At 33.8% G+C, this 18,324-nt stretch carries 14 protein-coding genes and 6 pseudogenes; 17 read left to right on the top strand and 3 right to left on the bottom strand.

Annotated elements, in window-relative coordinates:
• Positions 1 to 3: 3 nt before the first annotated feature.
• Positions 4 to 540, top strand: a pseudogene (locus MKY70_RS29695) (helix-turn-helix domain-containing protein); the annotation flags it as partial.
• An 850-nt stretch (positions 541 to 1,390) separates the two neighbouring features.
• Here the strand turns inward: MKY70_RS29695 and MKY70_RS29690 are convergent.
• The 3 genes and pseudogenes from MKY70_RS29690 to MKY70_RS29680 form a co-directional block, all read right to left on the bottom strand.
• Positions 1,391 to 1,630 (bottom strand): hypothetical protein, encoded by a 240-nt coding sequence (locus tag MKY70_RS29690; RefSeq protein ID WP_341026748.1) that lies wholly within the window; start codon positions 1,628 to 1,630, stop codon positions 1,391 to 1,393.
• A gap of 155 nt (positions 1,631 to 1,785) precedes the next feature.
• Entirely contained in the window at positions 1,786 to 3,219 is a 1,434-nt protein-coding gene (locus tag MKY70_RS29685) for an IS4 family transposase (RefSeq protein WP_340780440.1), read from the bottom strand.
• Between the two features lie 246 nt (positions 3,220 to 3,465).
• Positions 3,466 to 3,693 (bottom strand): annotated as a pseudogene (locus MKY70_RS29680) (Tn3 family transposase); the annotation flags it as partial.
• A gap of 149 nt (positions 3,694 to 3,842) precedes the next feature.
• Here MKY70_RS29680 and MKY70_RS29675 point away from each other — a divergent pair.
• From MKY70_RS29675 to MKY70_RS29600, 16 genes and pseudogenes are all read left to right on the top strand, one after another.
• A pseudogene (locus MKY70_RS29675) lies at positions 3,843 to 3,905 on the top strand (undecaprenyl-diphosphatase); the annotation flags it as partial.
• 154 nt (positions 3,906 to 4,059) lie between these two features.
• Positions 4,060 to 4,992 (top strand): ABC transporter ATP-binding protein, encoded by a 933-nt coding sequence (locus MKY70_RS29670; RefSeq protein ID WP_341026745.1) that lies wholly within the window; start codon positions 4,060 to 4,062, stop codon positions 4,990 to 4,992.
• A complete protein-coding gene (locus MKY70_RS29665; protein WP_063225639.1) occupies positions 4,967 to 5,674 on the top strand; it encodes an ABC transporter permease in 708 nt (235 codons plus the stop codon). The genes MKY70_RS29670 and MKY70_RS29665 overlap by 26 nt, the downstream gene beginning before the upstream one ends.
• On the top strand, positions 5,674 to 6,405 hold the full coding sequence (locus tag MKY70_RS29660; RefSeq protein WP_341026743.1) for an ABC transporter permease: 732 nt from the start codon (positions 5,674 to 5,676) through the stop codon (positions 6,403 to 6,405). Before MKY70_RS29665 ends, MKY70_RS29660 begins: the two co-directional genes overlap by 1 nt.
• An 804-nt stretch (positions 6,406 to 7,209) precedes the next feature.
• Positions 7,210 to 7,623 carry a MerR family transcriptional regulator gene (locus tag MKY70_RS29655; protein WP_341026741.1) on the top strand — a complete coding sequence of 138 codons (414 nt, stop codon included), beginning with the start codon at positions 7,210 to 7,212 and terminating at the stop codon, positions 7,621 to 7,623.
• On the top strand, positions 7,623 to 8,144 hold the full coding sequence (locus MKY70_RS29650) for a hypothetical protein (RefSeq protein WP_341026738.1): 522 nt from the start codon (positions 7,623 to 7,625) through the stop codon (positions 8,142 to 8,144). Before MKY70_RS29655 ends, MKY70_RS29650 begins: the two co-directional genes overlap by 1 nt.
• 21 nt (positions 8,145 to 8,165) lie before the next feature.
• A complete protein-coding gene (gene clpP, locus MKY70_RS29645; protein ID WP_341026736.1) occupies positions 8,166 to 8,750 on the top strand; it encodes an ATP-dependent Clp endopeptidase proteolytic subunit ClpP in 585 nt (194 codons plus the stop codon).
• Positions 8,751 to 8,763: 13 nt separating this feature from the next.
• Positions 8,764 to 8,967: a hypothetical protein gene (locus MKY70_RS29640; RefSeq protein ID WP_341026735.1), complete on the top strand. Its 204-nt coding sequence runs from the start codon at positions 8,764 to 8,766 to the stop codon at positions 8,965 to 8,967.
• A 188-nt stretch (positions 8,968 to 9,155) separates the two neighbouring features.
• On the top strand, positions 9,156 to 10,589 hold the full coding sequence (locus MKY70_RS29635) for an IS4 family transposase (RefSeq protein WP_341026734.1): 1,434 nt from the start codon (positions 9,156 to 9,158) through the stop codon (positions 10,587 to 10,589).
• A 445-nt stretch (positions 10,590 to 11,034) separates the two neighbouring features.
• Positions 11,035 to 11,463, top strand: coding sequence for a GNAT family N-acetyltransferase (locus MKY70_RS29630; protein WP_107888341.1), 429 nt, complete (start codon positions 11,035 to 11,037; stop codon positions 11,461 to 11,463).
• A 140-nt stretch (positions 11,464 to 11,603) separates the two neighbouring features.
• Positions 11,604 to 13,034 (top strand): annotated as a pseudogene (locus tag MKY70_RS29625) (IS4 family transposase).
• 554 nt (positions 13,035 to 13,588) lie between these two features.
• On the top strand, positions 13,589 to 14,032 hold the full coding sequence (locus MKY70_RS29620) for a carboxymuconolactone decarboxylase family protein (protein ID WP_341026733.1): 444 nt from the start codon (positions 13,589 to 13,591) through the stop codon (positions 14,030 to 14,032).
• Between the two features lie 241 nt (positions 14,033 to 14,273).
• Entirely contained in the window at positions 14,274 to 14,804 is a 531-nt protein-coding gene (locus tag MKY70_RS29615) for a GNAT family N-acetyltransferase (protein WP_088321624.1), read from the top strand.
• 77 nt (positions 14,805 to 14,881) lie between these two features.
• Positions 14,882 to 15,931: pseudogene (locus tag MKY70_RS29610) on the top strand (IS4 family transposase); the annotation flags it as partial.
• 513 nt (positions 15,932 to 16,444) lie between these two features.
• The gene (ltrA, locus tag MKY70_RS29605) at positions 16,445 to 17,749 is read left to right on the top strand and encodes a group II intron reverse transcriptase/maturase (RefSeq protein ID WP_085312016.1); all 1,305 of its coding nucleotides are present in this window, start codon (positions 16,445 to 16,447) and stop codon (positions 17,747 to 17,749) included.
• 146 nt (positions 17,750 to 17,895) lie between these two features.
• Positions 17,896 to 18,282, top strand: a pseudogene (locus MKY70_RS29600) (IS4 family transposase); the annotation flags it as partial.
• Positions 18,283 to 18,324 lie beyond the last annotated feature (42 nt).

Here is an 18,324-nt window from a genome sequence, read left to right as displayed (position 1 = left end):
AATTTGGGTTATAAGACATTTGAAGAAGTATGCGAACAAGCAAACTTAAGTAGGAATCAATTGAGATATCTAATTAAGTACAAGAAAATTGAACCAATCAATCGAGATACCTGGAAAGCTGACGGGGGATATCGCTTTGAACAGGAAGATGCGCAACAACTTGCGGAGGAATATAAGGACTACTTATCTCTAAAAGATGCAGCTGCATATTTACAAAAATCCAGAACTTACGTACATAATGCTGCGAAAGAAGGTTCCTTGCCATTTAAAGAAGTAGCAAAAGGTAAAACAACTGAAAGACTATATCACCTTAAAGATTTAGAAGAGTTTAAAAGAAAAATGAATGAGGTAGGAATGGTAAATAAAAGATTATATAACCATTTACAGTTACATTCCAAGAATCTTCTTTTATTTGATATGGTTGAATTTAACGACCAGGAAGCAAGAGTGATTGATGCTGAAAAACGACTCGGTATTAACTCACATAAAGAGCAGATTACTATTCCGGAAGAGGTAATGTCGAATCATTTCTCTGAGGACGCTATTCAAAAAAAGAAGATTACGCGACCAGGTGATCTATCTTTCTTATTCCCTTTGTATACGGCATATGATGTGATGTTGTATGTAATCTCGCATTTAGGTATGTCAAATGTCCTTGTTTCTAAGAAAAATGAGGGGTACTTTATGAAATGTAAGCTAGGCACTATTCCTTATGAATCCTATATGTTTAGGGCCCTCAATAGCTGTTTAATCTGTGGTGTTCTACAACATAAAAATGACGCAATAAAACTAACAGATAACAAAGAACATGTAAGTTTATATTTGGATGCAGAGGTGGTAGAAGCCGCTAAGAAGACAGCAGACAAAAAAGGGTACAAGGGATACAAGAAATTTTTAGAAGACATTATCCATAAAGAATTGAAATCAGAAATAGAATAATAATTACTTTAAAAACTGCATATTTTTATGTGGTTTTTTCTTAAAATTATGTATTTTTATTTTGAGGCGTTTAAAAGGATTATATGACGTGTTTTATAATAACACATACAAACACATTGCCTTGAATGTTTATCTCTCTTAAATGCAAATCTGAAAAGCCTTTTTTTAGTTGTATCCTATAAAAATTTCATTTCCCTTATAGATACAAGACTATATCGTAAAAAAATTTCAAAAATAAATCATGGAACATAAAAATGACTTAATTAAGTTTGTCTGTTCGAAAGAGGACCATAATTATATCATGGTCCAAGAAATAATTTGTCATAATATAATTATGGTAAACTAATTGATGTATAGCATCAGCATACATCTTAAGATACAAAATATAAAAAAGAACTCAGGTATGATAATTATATATACACCTTAGTTCTTTTTTATTTTAATATCATTTTTACATGTATATACTTGTTGTTGCCACTTCCACTTTTTTATGGGTTCTATTAATAATATTTGCTGCTTTCTTTTTCTCTTCAGCTTTACCACTTTTTAATTGTTCATGTAGAGTTTGGAGCTTATCTAGTGTTATTAAGCGTAATCTTGCTTTTATTTGTCTCTTTATCTTCACTTGTTTTTCTATTATAAGTACATCTAAATGGCTGTTATTAACTTTTCCCTTTAGATGGGGTCGCACCACATCGCCATCAAGCTAAGAAATGCAAATACCCCATCGCTATCAAGCTAAGGGTACCAAGAGGGTATATGGGAGTGTATTTTTTGGGAATTTCTACGATTACACTAAAAATGTGCATAACAAATAAGCCTATCAAATAGGTGTTTTGAAAAATATTATGCAACTTTGAAACTCTGTGACAACGTACAATCATACATAACGCCTAGAATATCAAAGACTGTTTTCTTTTCGTAACGGTGAGATTTTCGTCCGTTTTTCTCTAAAAGATAAAATAAACGCAGAAAAACTTTTAATAATTCTTGGATGTCCTTTTTTAATCCATGGTAGAACAATAGATAATAATTCTTTATCATATAAATGGATTTGTACTCACTTAACTCTTTCTTTTTCTTATCTAAGAGTAACTGACGCATTTTGAACATCGTCGATGAACAGAGTAAAATGCTAATGAGTTGACCATATAAATGACATTCTAAGCGTTCTTTCTTGATTTCTTTGCACTTGTGAATTTGAAAGAAAGATTTCCATGTTTTGAACAAAATTTCAATTTGCCAGCGTAATGAATACAAATCATGGATATGTTCCGTTGGAACATTTTCTACAGAAAGATTCGTAATATACACGTTGATTCCACTCAACCGTTTACTTCGTTCTTTGTAGGTAATACCTTTCTTTTTTTCTTTTTTTGCTTGTTCCTTCAACCTTTTCTCTGTTTGTTCCTTTGTTAATCGATGAATAATAACACGAGCTGGTAATTTTTGATACTGTCCAATGTATGCTTCTGAAATTTCCAATGTTTGACCAGGGAGCAATTGATTCATGAGTTCTTCCATATCTAATTGAATATAGAGTGTTCCTTTCTTCACGGTCCCATTTTGAAAATACTCTGGCTCATCATTCTTACAATAGATTCGAGAATTTAATTTCAAACGTGAAACATAGTAAGCGCCTTTATCATGAATCTTCTGTAAGTCATGTAAGTCAAAATAGCCTAAATCTCTTATATACAAGTCTTTTGGTTGAATGGTTTTTAGGCTTGTTGAACCAAAAGTTTTATCATTCTCTCTTCCTTCTCCTACATAAACGTACAGGAACTTTCCACTCAATAAGTCATACTCCAATTGAATTTTGACTCCTGCCGTATGGCTACTTCCACCTGAACCTTGATAATGTGAAGAAAACTTATCTGGAAGCTGAAATGTTGTAGAATCTAGAATTCGAATGTGCTTAAAGATCGTGGTATATTGATGAATTATTTCTTGTGTTGAATGAATTCTTTGGGTTAGAAGGTTAGCTAGAACTTGTTCAAGAAATTGTACTGCGGAAGCATTAAATCGTTGGTTAAGTCCTTCAGGACTTATAAGAACACCTGTAGATACTTCAAGACAGCTACATAATTGCGTGAGTGATGTACTTGCGACCTGTTGACTAAGCCATACACATAAAGCAACTAACTCCTGTGCTTGATATTTACTCTTTCTCTGAACGAATCCTTTTTCTTTGGCTAAGTGTTCTAGAACATGAGAAGACATATGTCGTTGTAATTCTTCAGCAATCGGTTGAAGTTCATCAAGAATCGAAAGATTCATAAACAAACGCCATCCTTTCTTATGATTCTACAGAAAGGATAACGCCTTTTTTGCTTTATGGGTAGTGTAAAACTTTAGCTTAATAGCGGTGCGGTAGCACCAACAAAACGAAAATTTCGTACACTAAGCAAAATTTCATAAAGAAAAATCTGATTTCCTGTACGCTAAGAGATAATCGGCTTCTTACTGTTAAGTTGTCTGTAGTGGTCGTAGAGAGTCTAATGGTGCAATTTCTCTTTTGCTAAATCAGTATTCTTCTAGAAAGTTAATGTGTTCCCATTCTAATGGAAAAATATATTTTAATAATTCTTCATCAAATTGTTCTTTTTTCTTCAAAGCTTTTATTGCTTCACTTAAATAAACAGTATTCCACACACTAATTGCATTAATTAAGAGGTTTAGTGCACTACTTCTTTGAAGTTGATTTTGTAGCGCTCTTTCTCGTAATTCACCATGTTTTCCAAAGAAAATAGCGAAAGGCAAGACGATGAACACATTTACAAAATGACGAGAAAAATGACAAAACTGTAAGAATACACGAATGTTTGTAAGAAAGTTCGATGTTTTCCTTTTTCTTTTTTTATTATAGTGAGAAAGAAGAAAGAAGAAGGAGGGATTTGAAAATGTCTTTTTCTCAATTCAATATTGATATTTTTCGAGCAATTAATGATTTAGGTAAACAATATGTCTCATTTTTTCAACTTCTAATTGGAATTTAATTTTGGTTGATTACATAATAATTTCTATATATTTAAATATACAGTAATTAAACAATTTTTAAACTCTTTAGAAATTTAATTTAACCTTCGTGAAATATAATAAATATAAGGTGGTGTTTATATGAAATATATTGTTGAAACAAATAATCTAACTAAAAAATATAAAAAAAGTAGTGTGGTTAGTGGTGTAAATCTAAAAATTCCTGAAGGTGAAATTTATGGGTTTTTAGGACCAAATGGCGCTGGAAAGACAACTAGCATTAGAATGTTATTAGGCTTAATTAAAGCGACTGAAGGCAATATTAAAATTTTCGGTAAAGATTTAAATGAAAATCGTTTATCTATTTTATCTGAAGTTGGAGCACTAGTGGAAAATCCTTCTTATTATGCACATCTCAACGCAATTGAAAATTTAGAAGTTTATAGACTTTTAAGAAATATACCAAAAGAAAAACTACATGCTGTTTTAAAAACTGTCGGACTGCAGAATGCAGCACACCAAAAAGTTAAAGAATACTCTTTAGGCATGAAACAACGTCTTGGCCTTGCCATTGCATTACTTGGTGATCCTAGATTATTAATTTTAGATGAACCGACAAATGGACTTGATCCCCAAGGGATACATGAAATGCGTGAATTAATAAAGAGCCTTGCTAAGGAAAGAGGCATTACTATACTAGTATCAAGTCATTTATTAAGTGAAATAGACCAGATGGCTACATATGTTGGGATTATTTCAAAGGGACGGCTCATTTTCCAAGATAAAATTGAAGTTTTACGACAACATTCACATAATTCAATTAAGATTTTAGTTAATAAACCTAAGGAAGCATGGAAAATCATTCTTGCTAGTGGTATACCGTCAGTGATGGAGGAGGATAAAATTATTATATCTAATACTGATAATACAGCTATAGCTAAGATTGTGAAAGCTTTAGTAGCAAAGGATATATCTGTATTCCGTATTGAGGAAGAAAAAAATTCACTTGAAGATATTTTCCTAAACATCGTAAAGGAGGAACAAAACGATGTACAAATCCCTCTTAGCATCTGAATTTCTTAAATTAAAGCGTAAGTGGGTTTGGTTTTTAATAATGATAGCCCCAATAGGTGTTATTGTACTTCAAGCAATAAATTTCAGTTTAAGATACGATTACTTGATAGAAAAATATAAAAATGATTTGTGGGGAGGGCTACTTTCAAATGTTCAGTCTCTTTCCCTTCCAGCAATACTACTAGGGATTACAATTATTACTTCTATAATAGCCCATTTAGAACACAGCTCTACTTCTTGGAAACACCTTTTAATACTACCAATAGAAAAAAGAAAAATATTTATAGCTAAATTTATATTAAGTTTTATTTTATTATTTATATCTTGCTCCATTCTCTTTATAGGGAGTATTTTTTTAGGTATAGGATTAGATTTTGGATATTCTATTCCATGGTCAAAAGTAATAAAAATTAGTTTTTTCCCTTACTTTTCTGCCTTACCAGTTTTAGCATTACAATTATGGTTATCCATTGTTTATAAAAATCAAGGAATCACATTAATAGTGGGGGTTTTAGGTACAGTATTAGCACTATTCTCAGAATCCTTGCCAGATTGGATTATATGGAAATTACCCTTACTTGCAAGTAAATCAAATACAACTACACTGTTAGGGGCTACAGTTGGGGTTTTACTAATTTTGATAGCAACATTTGATTTTGTAAGAAGGGATGTGGATAAATAATGCTAAATTTAAGATTATTTTTGGCTGAATTCCATAAGATTAAAAAGACAAAAATCTGGCTACTATTATTTATTAGTCCCCTTTTAACAGGGATGTTAACTTACCTAAAAGTGAGTGATACATTAGCATATTTAAATAATTGGGAAATGATTTATTCATTTGCTTCAATAATACACGCTATGATCTTTCTCCCATTATTAACTGGAATTTTTACTGCTTTTATCTGCCGTCACGATCATTTACATGGTGGGTGGAAGCAATTACTAGTTCAGCCTATAAAACGTTATCAGCTTTACTGTACTAAAGCTATTTTTGTGCTATTTTTTATAATTATTACTCAACTTTTATTCCTTTTAGAAATAATTATAGTAGGTTCTATTTGCGGGATAACAGGCCCTTTTCCTACAACATATATATTCAAATCTTTAATAGGTGGAATATTTACAACATTACCTTTAATAGCACTTCAAATGTGGCTTTCCGCAATATGGTCCAGCTTTGCTGCTCCAATGGTAGTATGTGTTGGTCTAACGATACCTGGTATGATAATTAGTCAATCTGAACGATTTGGTCCAATTTATCCATGGAGTCAACCCCTTTTAGCTATGTTACCTTCAGGTAGTGACACAGGGCTATTATTTATTTCTACAAAAAGTATATTAATTGTATTGATTAGTTTTATTGTATTGTTCGCAGGGGGACTAATCAATTTCAATAAAAAAACATATTAATGTAAATACTAATGATTTTATATAATCACTTTAATATACAAGGATGATTACTAATGAAAATAATTACTTATCTTTTAGCTATATTAACTCTAATTGTTATGATTGCTACCATTATTTTTGATATGAATTTACCGTATAAATTAAATCACTGGTTAAGTATTCTATTAGCTCCATTTGTTATTATATTAGGTTTCTATAGTAATAAAAATTCTAATTTTAATAAATAAATTAGAAGAAAAATATAAAAAGATTTCATCATACCGGATGAAATCTTTTTATATTTTTTCCCACTAAAATCTCCTATTGCCATCAAGGTAAGAAATTCGTAGTTACATAAAACGAAATAATGAGCTAAATTCTTATAAATCACTAGCCTTAGAGAAGTGATTTTTTCGTTCTGAGGCATTTATTTTTCTTAAGTTGATGGATGTGGGGTATCGCCACATGCCCATCAAGCTAAGAAAAAATTAATACCCATAGCCATCAACTTAAGATATCTGTTGTTCCCTAAAACGAAAAAAACGAGTTAAATTTACATAAATAACTGCCAAGAGATAAAAATTTCGTTTTGGGGGTACCTCAAAATCTTAGCTTGATGGTGATGTGCAAATACCCCCAAAACAAGAATTCCATCTTACTACAGTTAATTATGAGAATGAAGTTTATAAAGCCAAGTACCATTACGATAAGGGTATTTGGCTTATTTTATGTTATAAATTGGTTGACAGACGAATAGAGTTACACTAAACTGTAAACTATACACTTAAGTGTATAGTTTACAGTTTAGTGTAAAGGGTGAGTTTTATGGATATTTATACTGCAAAGCAGGTTACAGAAATCTTACAAAAGGAAGGGGCGAACATTAATTTACGAACCGTTCGGTATTATACGCAAATTGAAATTGTGCCTCCTTTAGAGCTAGTGGGGAATAAAAGAGCTTATACAGAGAAGCATTTGCATTATTTTCGGGCGATAATTACATTATCTAAAACGGGGGAAACACTTGCTTCTATTCAAGAAAAGCTAAAAGGGCTATCTCTTAAAGAAATTATAAAGATTGGGGAACGAATGACTTTTTATCAATCGGATAAAATTCTTGAGCATGAAACACATAAAGTAAATGATGATGTATTTATTACGTTAAGTGCGAATGTTTCAGCTGAATTGAAACAGCAAGTTATTAACTCTGTTTCACAAATTTTAAAAGGAGAAAAATGATGAAAATCAAGCTAGCAAAGTCGATGATTGAAAATGAAGCAGGGACAAATCATATGTTGATTGAAATTCCGGCTTCTTTGTCTAATGCTTCTGCTGAAATTGCTATTTCTCTACCAAACGGTATGTTTCGTTCTAAAAATGAGAATGGATTTTATGAAAATGAGTTTGGTACGATTTTTATCGATAATACTTCAGAAAAGCTCCAACTTTTAATTGAAATCTTTACTGAAGAACCAATGCCTTGCGAAAAAGAAAAGGTTGTTGTGGATTTAACATATAAAGATAAACAAGGGCGGGAAACATGTATAAATCAGTCTGTCTCGATGTTAATTGTTAACGAAGATAAGATGGATGAGTTAGTTGTTGATTATGAAGTGATTGACCTCGTGAAAAAATTTCTTACAGGAGAAATGATGACTGAAGAAGATGAAGATAGTGGATTTGTTAACATTCGACCTAAAATACTACAAATAAACAATCAATTATCTGAGCTAGAGAAGAAGTATCGAATTGATTTTTAATATGAAGTGGAGGAAATGAAAATGAATCTTATTCCTTATGTAGTTGAACAAACAAGTCGAGGTGAGCGTTCGTATGATATTTACTCTCGATTATTAAAAGACCGCATTATAATGCTAACAGGTGAAATTACAGATGAAGTTGCAAATGGTGTAGTGGCACAACTGTTATTTTTAGATGCAGATAATCCAGAGAAAGATATAAGCATTTATATTAATTCTCCTGGAGGGTCTATAACAGCAGGGATGGCTATATTTGATACGATGCAACTTATAAAAGCTGATGTTAGTACTTTATGTGTTGGTATGGCAGCTTCTATGGGAGCATTTTTACTTGCAGGAGGGGAAAAGGGAAAACGTTTTGCCTTGCCGAATGCTGAAGTGATGATTCATCAACCGCTTGGTGGCGCAAGAGGGCAAGCTACCGATATTGAAATTAGTGCAAAACGAATTTTGCATATGAGAGAACGTCTTAACAAAATATTATCAGAACGAACAGGGCAGAGTGTTGAATCACTTCAACGTGATACAGAGCGTGACAATTTTATGACTGCTGAAAATGCACTAAATTATGGGTTGATCGATAAAATACTGGTGCGCCAGTCATAAGGAGTGCAGAAACATGGATAATGAAACGAAGAGAGTTTATTCTGTAGAGTACCAAATGGTTGAAGTTGTATTTTATAAAAAAGTTGTAGCTTCCGATTTTGATGATGCGAAGAGTCAGATCCGTCAACAGTATCCAGATGTGCATATTCGAGCTGTTTCGATTATCGATAATCCATATGATAAAGAACAAGAAGAACAGCAAGAAAACAAGGAATAGTTTTGGTCATTTGTTTAATATGATTGAAAAATCGATATACCTTAACGAATAGGGAATTGTTTTAACATATACAATCCACATATTTTCAGCAGGATTTCATGGCCACCCAAATAAGTTATTATACTACCCATAAAGCAAAAAAGACGTTATTCTTTCTGTAGAATTATAGGAAAGGATGGCGTTTCTTTATGAATCTTTCGATTCTTGACGAACTTCAATTGATTGCTGAAGAATTACAAAGACATATGTCACCTCATACTCTAGAACACCTAGCAAAAGAAAAAGGATTTGTTCAGCGAAAGAGTAAATATCAAGCACAGGAGTTAGTTGCTTTATGTGTATGGCTTAGTCAACAGGTCGCAAGTACATCACTCACGCAATTATGTAGTTGTCTTGAAGTATCTACAGGTGTTCTTATCAGTCCTGAAGGACTTAACCAACGATTTAATGCTTCCGCAGTAAAGTTTCTTGAACAAGTTCTAGCTAACCTTCTAACCCAAAGAATTCATTCAACACAAGAAATAATCCATCAATATACCACGATATTTAAGCGCATTCGAATTCTAGATTCTACAACATTTCAGCTTCCAGATAAGTTTTCTTCATATTATCAAGGTTCAGGTGGAAGTAGTCATACGGCCGGTGTCAAAATTCAATTGGAGTATGACTTATTGAGTGGGAAGTTCCTGTACGTTTATGTAGGAGAAGGAAGAGAAAATGATAAAACCTTTGGTTCAAAAATCCTGAAAACCATTCAACCAAAAGACTTGTATATAAGAGATTTAGGCTATTTTGACTTACATGACTTACAGAAAATCCATGATAAAGGAGCTTACTATGTATCACGTTTGAAATTAAATTCTCGAATCTATCGTAAGAATGATGAGCCAGAGTATTTTCGAAACGGGACCGTGAAGAAAGGAACACTCTATATTCAATTAGATATGGAAGAACTCATGAATCAATTGCCCCCTGGTCAAACACTAGAAATTTCAGAAGCATACATTGGACAGTATCAAAAATTACCAGCTCGTGTTATTATTCATCGATTAACAAAGGAACAAACAGAGAAAAGATTGAAGGAACAAGCCAAAAAAGAAAAAAAGAAAGGTATTACCTACAAAGAACGAAGTAAACGGTTGAGTGGAATCAACGTGTATATTACAAATCTTTCTGCAAAAAATGTTCCAACGGAGCATATCCATGATTTATATTCATTACGCTGGCAAATTGAAATTTTGTTCAAAACATGGAAATCCTTCTTTCAAATTCAGAAGTGCAAAGAAATTAAAAAAGAACGCTTAGAATGCCATTTATATGGGCAACTTATTAGCATTTTACTCTGTACATCTACCATGTTTAAAATGCGTCAGTTACTCTTGGATAAGAGAAAGAAAGAGTTAAGTGAATACAAATCCATTTATATAATAAAGAATTATTATCTATTGTTTTACCAAGGGTTACAAAAGGGCATTCAAGAATTATCAAAGATTTTCCTACGTCTGTTCAACCTTTTAGAGAAAAATGGACGGAAATCTCACCGTTACAAAAAGAAAACAGTCTTTGATATCCTAGGCATTATGTATGAATGTACGTTGTTAAGGAGTTCCAACGTTGCATAATATTTTTCAAAACACCCTTTGGTAGGCTTATTTGTTATGCACATTTTTAGTGTAGTCATAGAAATTTCAAAAAAATACACTCACATATCCCCTATGGATTCCCTTAGCTTGATAGCGATGTGGTGCTACCCCATCGCTATCAAGCTAAAAAACAAAATACCCCCTAAAATGAAAAAATACTGTAAAATGATAATAAAGTTATTGAACTTAGATATGAAAAATACAAGAACTTTGCTACAATGTATCGTAATAAAGTTCCTTAAAGTTGTTTAATTTCTATCCGTTTAAAGATATTAATAAATATTTGATATTGTAATTTAATTAAATAAATGTTTATTTGGAGGTTTTATTAATGAACATTTTAAGTTCGTGGCTATATAACATGAAAATCATAAAATACTTATTGGGAAGGAGTTGATAATTTAAAACTAAAGGAGAGATATTCATGATATATAGAAAAGCAAATCAAAAAGATTATGATACAATTTTGAATATATGGGAAGAGTCGGTTTTAGCTACTCATCACTTTTTAAGAGATACCGATAGAGAAGAGTTTAAAAAAGAAATACCCTCATATTTCCCACATCTTAATGTCCAGTTATGGTATGAGAAAGAGGATTTAATTGGCTTTTCTGCTATAAATAAACAACACTTAGAAATGTTATTTTTAAAACCTAATAAAATAGGTAAAGGATACGGTAAAGCTATTATTAATTCTTTAATTAATGACTTTGATATTACATCCGTTGATGTAAATAAAGACAATAAGAGTGCAACTAAATTCTATATTAATAATGGCTTTTTTATAGTAAATGAAACGGAAACAGATTCTTCTGGACGTCCATACCCTATACTAGAGCTAAAGTTAAAATAAGGTAAAGGTGGGAATTCTCTCTTACCTTTGATTATTGCACTAAACTGCGTGTTAGTCCAATAAGAATTAAACAACTTTATTGTCACTTAACAAATACGCTATTCTTTCTGTAGAATCATAGGAAAGGATGGCGTTTTTGTATGGCTATTTCTATATCTGATGAATTACAATTATTTGCTCAAGAAATTCAAAGGTTTTTATCTCCAAACGCCTTACAGAATCTTGCTAGGGATGTTGGATTTGTTCAGCGATTGAGTAAGTACCAAGCAAAGGATTTAATCGCTTTATGTGTGTGGATGAGCCAAAAAGTTGCTACAACTTCTTTAACTCAGCTATCTAGCTGTTTAGAAGCATCAACTGAAGTGCTTATCAGTCCTGAGGGACTGAATCAACGATTTAATCAGGAAGCTGTTCACTTTTTACAACAGATATTAGCCAAACTACTAAACCAAAAATTAGCTTCATCTGTATCGTTTTCTTCTCCCTATACTTCTGTTTTCAAACGTATTCGTATTTTAGATTCAACTGCATTTCAACTACCTAATTCCTTTTCAAGCGTTTATCCAGGTGCTGGAGGATGCAGCCATACAGCGGGATTAAAAATTCAATTGGAGTATGATCTATTAAGTGGACAGTTTTTACATATTCATACAGGTCCAGGAAAACAACATGATCGAACCTATGGTTCTCTGTGTGTTCCAACCGTGAAAGAAAATGATTTGTGTATTCGGGATTTAGGCTATTTTCATCTGAAAGATCTTCAGCATATACAAGATAAAAAGGCTTACTATATCTCTCGTATTAAATCAAATACACGTATTTATCAAAAAAATCCTAATCCTGATTATTATCAAAATGGAAAACTAAAGAAGAAAACAGAATATAAACAGATAGATATGGAAGCATTAATGAATTCTCTTCAACCAGGGCAAACATACGAAATATCTGATGCTTATGTAGGAATGATTGATAAAGTGCCAGCTCGTGTAATTGTTCATCGACTTACAGAAGAACAGCAACAAAAACGATTACAAGATCAGGCTGTAAGAGAAAAAAAGAAGGGAACGAAGTATTCTGCTCGTAGTAAACGACTTAGCGGTATCAATGTATATATGACAAATACCCCTACAAATATTGTCCCGATGGGACAAGTACATGATTGGTATTCTTTACGTTGGCAAATCGAAATTTTATTTAAAACGTGGAAATCATTCTTTCATATTCATCATTGTAAGAAGATAAAACGAGAACGATTGGAATGCCATTTGTATGGGCAATTGATTGCCATTCTACTCTGTTCTTCTACCATGTTTCAAATGCGGCAATTACTTCTTATAAAAAAGAAGCGAGAACTGAGTGAATATAAGGCCATATATATGATTAAAGATTACTTTCTTCTTCTTTTCTAAGCTATACAGAAAGACACCCAAGAGCTATCAAAGATTCTAATTCGCCTGTTCAACCTCCTACAGCAAAATGGGCGAAAATCTCATCGATATGAGAAGAAAACAGTCTTTGATATATTAGGTGTCGTTTATAATTGTACCATGTCTGATAATCAAGCGGCTTAATTAAAAAAAATGAAACCCGTTAGGGTTTATTTCGTATGCAAATCTTTAAATTCCCTACACGTATCCTTTAGAAAAAAGAAGCAATCTCTACTATGATTGACGTTGTATGAGCTTAACTTGATAGCGATGTGGCGGTACCCCATGCCTATCAAGCTAAGAAATTAGTTGTTCTCCAAAACGAAAAAATTAACTAAATCCCTAAAAATAACTATAGGAAGATAAAAACTCTGTAGCTTTCGAATAAAGTTTGATCAAAATTATGTAGTTGTTTGGTGATAATAAAATTGTTTCATTTATAATAAAATCATTTAAAAAATTAATAAAGTTATTCAATTTATTCTGACGGTAATAATAAAATAATTAAAAAGTGAAAATATTTATTTGAAAAATACGGTTACTCATTTGCGATATTTACGTACCATGAAACAACTAATTACACTGTCTACAACTGAAATTCTCTTTGATTTCGAATGCCTTACAAACAAAAAATTAGCACGAACGTTCGTATGAAGGTATAATTATAAATATCTTAAAATCAAAGGAGGTCTTGCCTTATGAGTCAAAGAATTTCCTACTATGATGTTGCACCTGATGGCATGAAAATTATGATGGATATGGAGAAGTACACTAAGAAGTCTACAATTAATCGAATTACTAGAGAACTTATAAAGATTAGAGTCTCTCAAATTAACGGTTGTGCTTTCTGCATGGATATGCATACATCCGATGCTCGTAAGATAGGTGAAACCGAACAACGAATTTATTGCTTGAATGTTTGGAATGAATGCGATTTTTATACACCTGAAGAGAAAGTTGCTTTTGAACTATCTGAGCATATTACTCTAATTCCCACTAAAAGAGTTCCTGAAGACCTATATAAGCGAGTACGTGAACACTATGACGAGAAACAATATGTTGACCTTGTTCTGGTAATTAATCAAATCAACAGTTGGAATAGAATTTCTATTGCAATGGGAAATACAGCAACTAAAAAATAATTGCTCTCAACGAACGTTAAATAAGAATAAAATTAAAGGTGTTTAAAAATCACAATACAATTGTTTCATTTTTCTTTATTACGCATTGATCATAAATTGTGACATAACCAAATTTTTGAAATTTATTGTTTCATCCTTTATAGCTTTTATAATAATATTATCTTGAAACACGAAGGGACTGAACTATGCGCAGATATCAATATCTTGACCCCAAAATAAAAACATAATGGAGGTAAAAATATTGATTACAGAACTACAAACCGAAAGATTAGTTTTAAGAAAAATGAAAGCATCAGACGCAGCTAGCATGTTTACAATTTGGTCTGATCCAGAAGTTACAAAATTTATGAATATCAATAGTTTCACTGATGAAAGCCAAGCGGTAGATATGATTGAAATGCTTGATAAGTTATCTCGGGAAAACAGAGCTATTCGTTATTCAATAATTGAATTAGAATCAAATGAAATTATCGGTTCTTGTGGTTATAATTCATTTGATTTCAAAAACGCCAAAGCAGAAATTGGTTACGATATTAGTAAAGCTTTTTGGGGTAAGGGATATGCGCCAGAAGCCATTCTCTCTTTAATGGATTATGCGTTTAGTACTTTAGAATTCAATAGAATAGAAGCAAAAGTTGAATCGGAAAACATCAATTCAATAAAAGTATTACAAAAGTTAAACTTTACATTCGAAGGGACAATGAGAATGTGTGAAAAATCTAATGAAAAGTTTATTGATCTAAGTATTTATTCAAAATTAATAACAGATTAACTTATATTTAATATCCTCAAAATGAAAAAAATACGTTATTCTTTCTGTAGAATCATAGGAAAGGATGGCGTTTTTTTATGTCTGTTTCTGTGTCTGACGAATTACAATTATTTGCTCAAGAGATTCAAAGTTTTTTATCTCCAAATACCTTACAAAATCTTGCTAGAGATGTTGGTTTTGTACAACGAACCAGTAAGTACCAAGCAAAAGATTTAGTAGCTTTATGTGTATGGGTGAGCCAAAATGTAGCTATGACTTCTTTAACTCAGTTATCTAGATGTTTAGAAGCATCAACAGCAGTACTCATCAGTCCTGAGGGACTGAATCAACGATTTAATAAGGCGGCCGTCCAACTTTTACAACACCTACTAGCCGAACTACTAAGCAAAAAATTGGCCGCATCTATGCCGATTTCTTCTCCATACACTTCTGTTTTCAAGCGTATTCGTATTTTAGATTCAACTGCATTTCAACTCCCGGATGTATTTTCATCGGTTTATCCAGGTGCAGGAGGATGCAGCCATACAGCGGGGGTAAAGATTCAGCTTGAGTATGATCTATTAAGTGGACAGTTCCTTCATATTCATACAGGTCCAGGTAAACAACATGATCGAACCTACGGTACTCTGTGTGTTCCAACTGTGGCAGCGAATGATTTATGTATCCGAGATTTAGGGTATTTTCATTTGAAAGATCTTCAACATATACAAGACAATAAGGCCTACTATATCTCTCGTATCAAGTCGAATACACGTATTTATCAAAAAAATCCTAACCCTAATTATTTTCAAGACGGAAGAGTTAAGAAAGGTACAGAGTATATACAGATAGATATGGAGACGTTAATGAACTCCCTTCAACCAGGACAAACATGTGAAATAGCTGATGCTTATGTAGGAATGATTGATAAAGTGCCAGCTCGTGTAATTGTTCATCGATTAACAAAACAACAGCAACAAAAACGATTACAAGATCAAGTTGTAAGAGAAAAAAAGAAAGGAATGAAGTATTCTCCTCGTAGTAAACGACTCAGTGGTATCAATGTATATATGACAAACACCCCTACAGATATTGTCCCGATGGGACAGGTACATGACTGGTATTCTTTGCGTTGGCAAATCGGCGTGTCCAGATAAGGACACATTATCTAGTTGGTGAAAGTCCAATCGGGAGAATAGACTCCACTCCCGTAGCCTGAGAGGCGCCATGAAGTGAAAGCGACACGGCGAAGCCCTCTGACATCACATGCAAAAGGCATGTGGGCAAATCTCCAGGTTGTAACGTACAGTGAACGTAGACGTAGCCTCGTTACACGCAATTCCGGTGGCTGAGACGGTCGATAACGTGCGAAAGCAGCAAGAACTGACCGAAACGAGTCTGGAACGGCAGTTCTCACCGGCGGGGTATCAGCGGCGACATGGAGAGAAAGATAATGTGGAAACTGGAGAAGCCCTCGACACCCGATGAAGAAACCTCATCGAGGAGACCGTCTCTATAACCGCGATCGGGAAGTGAGAACGGTAGGTGTCAGGGTGGCGGAACGGATCGTAGTACCAGAGATCTGCGTGCAGCAAAATGCGCGGGGAGGGAAGGGTCCGAACCTGTAAATATTTCGTACGACCAAAGGAGGCAAGGGTGCCATGATAAAAACACCTATTACTTTGCAGGAACTAAGGCGACGAATCTATCAAAAGGCGAAGTCTGAACCTACGCATCGGTTTTGGGGACTATTTTCCCACATTACCAAAATAACAACCCTTCATGAAGCATATCAGCAAGCGAGGAAAAACAACGGTGCCCCAGGCATCGACGGGAAAAGTTTCGCTGATATAGAGCTAGAGGGAGTTATGCCGTTTTTAAAGAATATCCAAGCAGAACTACAGGCTGGAACATATCAACCACAAGCTAATCGTAAAGTAGAAATCCCAAAAGAAAACGGAAAAATGCGGACACTACAAATCCCGTGTATACGGGACCGCGTGGTCCAAGGAGCGCTAAAACTCATATTGGAAGCCATCTTTGAAGCTGATTTCTGTTCAAATTCCTACGGATTCCGACCAAAACGCTCTCCACATCAAGCACTGGCAGAAGTGCGACGTAGCATATTGCGCCGGATGACTGTAGTAATCGATGTTGACCTGTCACGCTACTTTGATACAATTCGACACCACATACTTTTGGAGAAAATTGCAAAGCGTGTCCAAGATTCGCAAGTTATGCATCTTGTAAAACAGGTAATCAAGGTGACAGGAAAGATTGGTGTCCCGCAAGGGGGACCATTTTCTCCCCTAGCCGCAAACATCTACCTCAATGAAGTAGATTGGACATTTGATGCCATTCGACGTAAGACAACAGAAAACCATTACGAGGCTGTAAACTATCACCGTTTTGCTGATGATATAGTTATCACTGTAAGCGGACACTCTAGTAAACGTGGATGGGCTGAATTGGCATTGCGACGACTGTGGGAACAATTAAAGCCTTTGGGAGTTGAACTGAATCTGGAGAAAACCCGAGTGGTTAATGTTTTAAAAGGAGAATCCTTCGGATTCCTAGGATTTGATTTGAGGCGAGTACTTAATCGAAATAAGAGTAGATACTTTGTTCTTATTACCCCGAAGAAGAAAGCCTGTACGAAAGTGAAAGCAAAAATCCGAGAATTAATCAGAAACGCAGGCGCCAAGCCTGCACAAGATTTAGTAAAACAAATCAATACTGTACTGATTGGATGGGTGAATTACTTCCGGGTTGGGAATTCTAGTCGAGCTTTTAGTAAAGTACGAGACTATACAGAGATGAAAGTCCGTACGTTATTGACGAGAAGGAAACGGCGACAAAAGCGTAGCATTGGATGGCAGAGATGGAGTAATGAATATCTCTATGGTGTACTAGGACTCTACTGGGACTGGAAAGTTCGTCCTCTCGAAAGCTCGGGAAGATATTGATAAAAGTGTCTGCCATCTGATAGGTCTCATAACCCTTTTGATGAAGTTTATGGGGTGAGCTGCTTGAGGGAAAACTTCACGAGCAGTTCTTATGGGGAGGGGCTGGAGACGGGTCATAACTGATACCGCGCCAGTTCTTTACCCGACAAATTTTATTTAAAACGTGGAAGTCATTCTTTCAAATCCATCATTGTAAAAAGATAAAACCAGAACGATTGGAGTGCCATTTATATGGTCAATTGATTGCCATTCTACTCTGTTCTTCTATCATGTTTCAAATGCGCCAATTGCTCCTCATGAAGAAAAAACGAGAGCTTAGTGAGTATAAAGCCATATATATGATTAAAGACTATTTTCTTCTTCTATTCCAAACTATACAAAAAAACATCCAAGAGCTATCAAAGGTGTTACTTCGCCTGTTCAATCTCCTACAGCAAAACGGGCGGAAGTCTCATCGATATGAGAAAAAAACGGTCTTTGATATATTAGGTGTCGTTTACAATTGTACCCTGTCTGATAATCAAGCCGCTTAATTCAAAAAAGTGAAACCCGTTAGGGTTTATTTCGTATGCAAA

Origin of the sequence: Bacillus sp. FSL R9-9492, assembly GCF_038007365.1 — a bacterium.
Taxonomy (GTDB): Bacteria; Bacillota; Bacilli; order Bacillales; family Bacillaceae_G; genus Bacillus_A; species Bacillus_A mycoides.
This window is presented reverse-complemented; position numbering and strand designations above follow the sequence as displayed.

Excerpts from the sequence above, each read along its gene's own strand:
- MKY70_RS29685 (WP_340780440.1), bottom strand. The coding sequence starts at position 3,219 with ATGAATCTTTCGATTCTTGATGAACTTCAACCGATTGCTGAAGAATTA.
- MKY70_RS29670 (WP_341026745.1), top strand. The coding sequence starts at position 4,060 with ATGAAATATATTGTTGAAACAAATAATCTAACTAAAAAATATAAAAAA.
- MKY70_RS29665 (WP_063225639.1), top strand. The coding sequence starts at position 4,967 with ATGTACAAATCCCTCTTAGCATCTGAATTTCTTAAATTAAAGCGTAAG.
- MKY70_RS29660 (WP_341026743.1), top strand. The coding sequence starts at position 5,674 with ATGCTAAATTTAAGATTATTTTTGGCTGAATTCCATAAGATTAAAAAG.
- MKY70_RS29655 (WP_341026741.1), top strand. The coding sequence starts at position 7,210 with ATGGATATTTATACTGCAAAGCAGGTTACAGAAATCTTACAAAAGGAA.
- MKY70_RS29650 (WP_341026738.1), top strand. The coding sequence starts at position 7,623 with ATGAAAATCAAGCTAGCAAAGTCGATGATTGAAAATGAAGCAGGGACA.
- clpP (WP_341026736.1), top strand. The coding sequence starts at position 8,166 with ATGAATCTTATTCCTTATGTAGTTGAACAAACAAGTCGAGGTGAGCGT.
- MKY70_RS29640 (WP_341026735.1), top strand. The coding sequence starts at position 8,764 with ATGGATAATGAAACGAAGAGAGTTTATTCTGTAGAGTACCAAATGGTT.
- MKY70_RS29635 (WP_341026734.1), top strand. The coding sequence starts at position 9,156 with ATGAATCTTTCGATTCTTGACGAACTTCAATTGATTGCTGAAGAATTA.
- MKY70_RS29630 (WP_107888341.1), top strand. The coding sequence starts at position 11,035 with ATGATATATAGAAAAGCAAATCAAAAAGATTATGATACAATTTTGAAT.
- MKY70_RS29620 (WP_341026733.1), top strand. The coding sequence starts at position 13,589 with ATGAGTCAAAGAATTTCCTACTATGATGTTGCACCTGATGGCATGAAA.
- ltrA (WP_085312016.1), top strand. The coding sequence starts at position 16,445 with ATGATAAAAACACCTATTACTTTGCAGGAACTAAGGCGACGAATCTAT.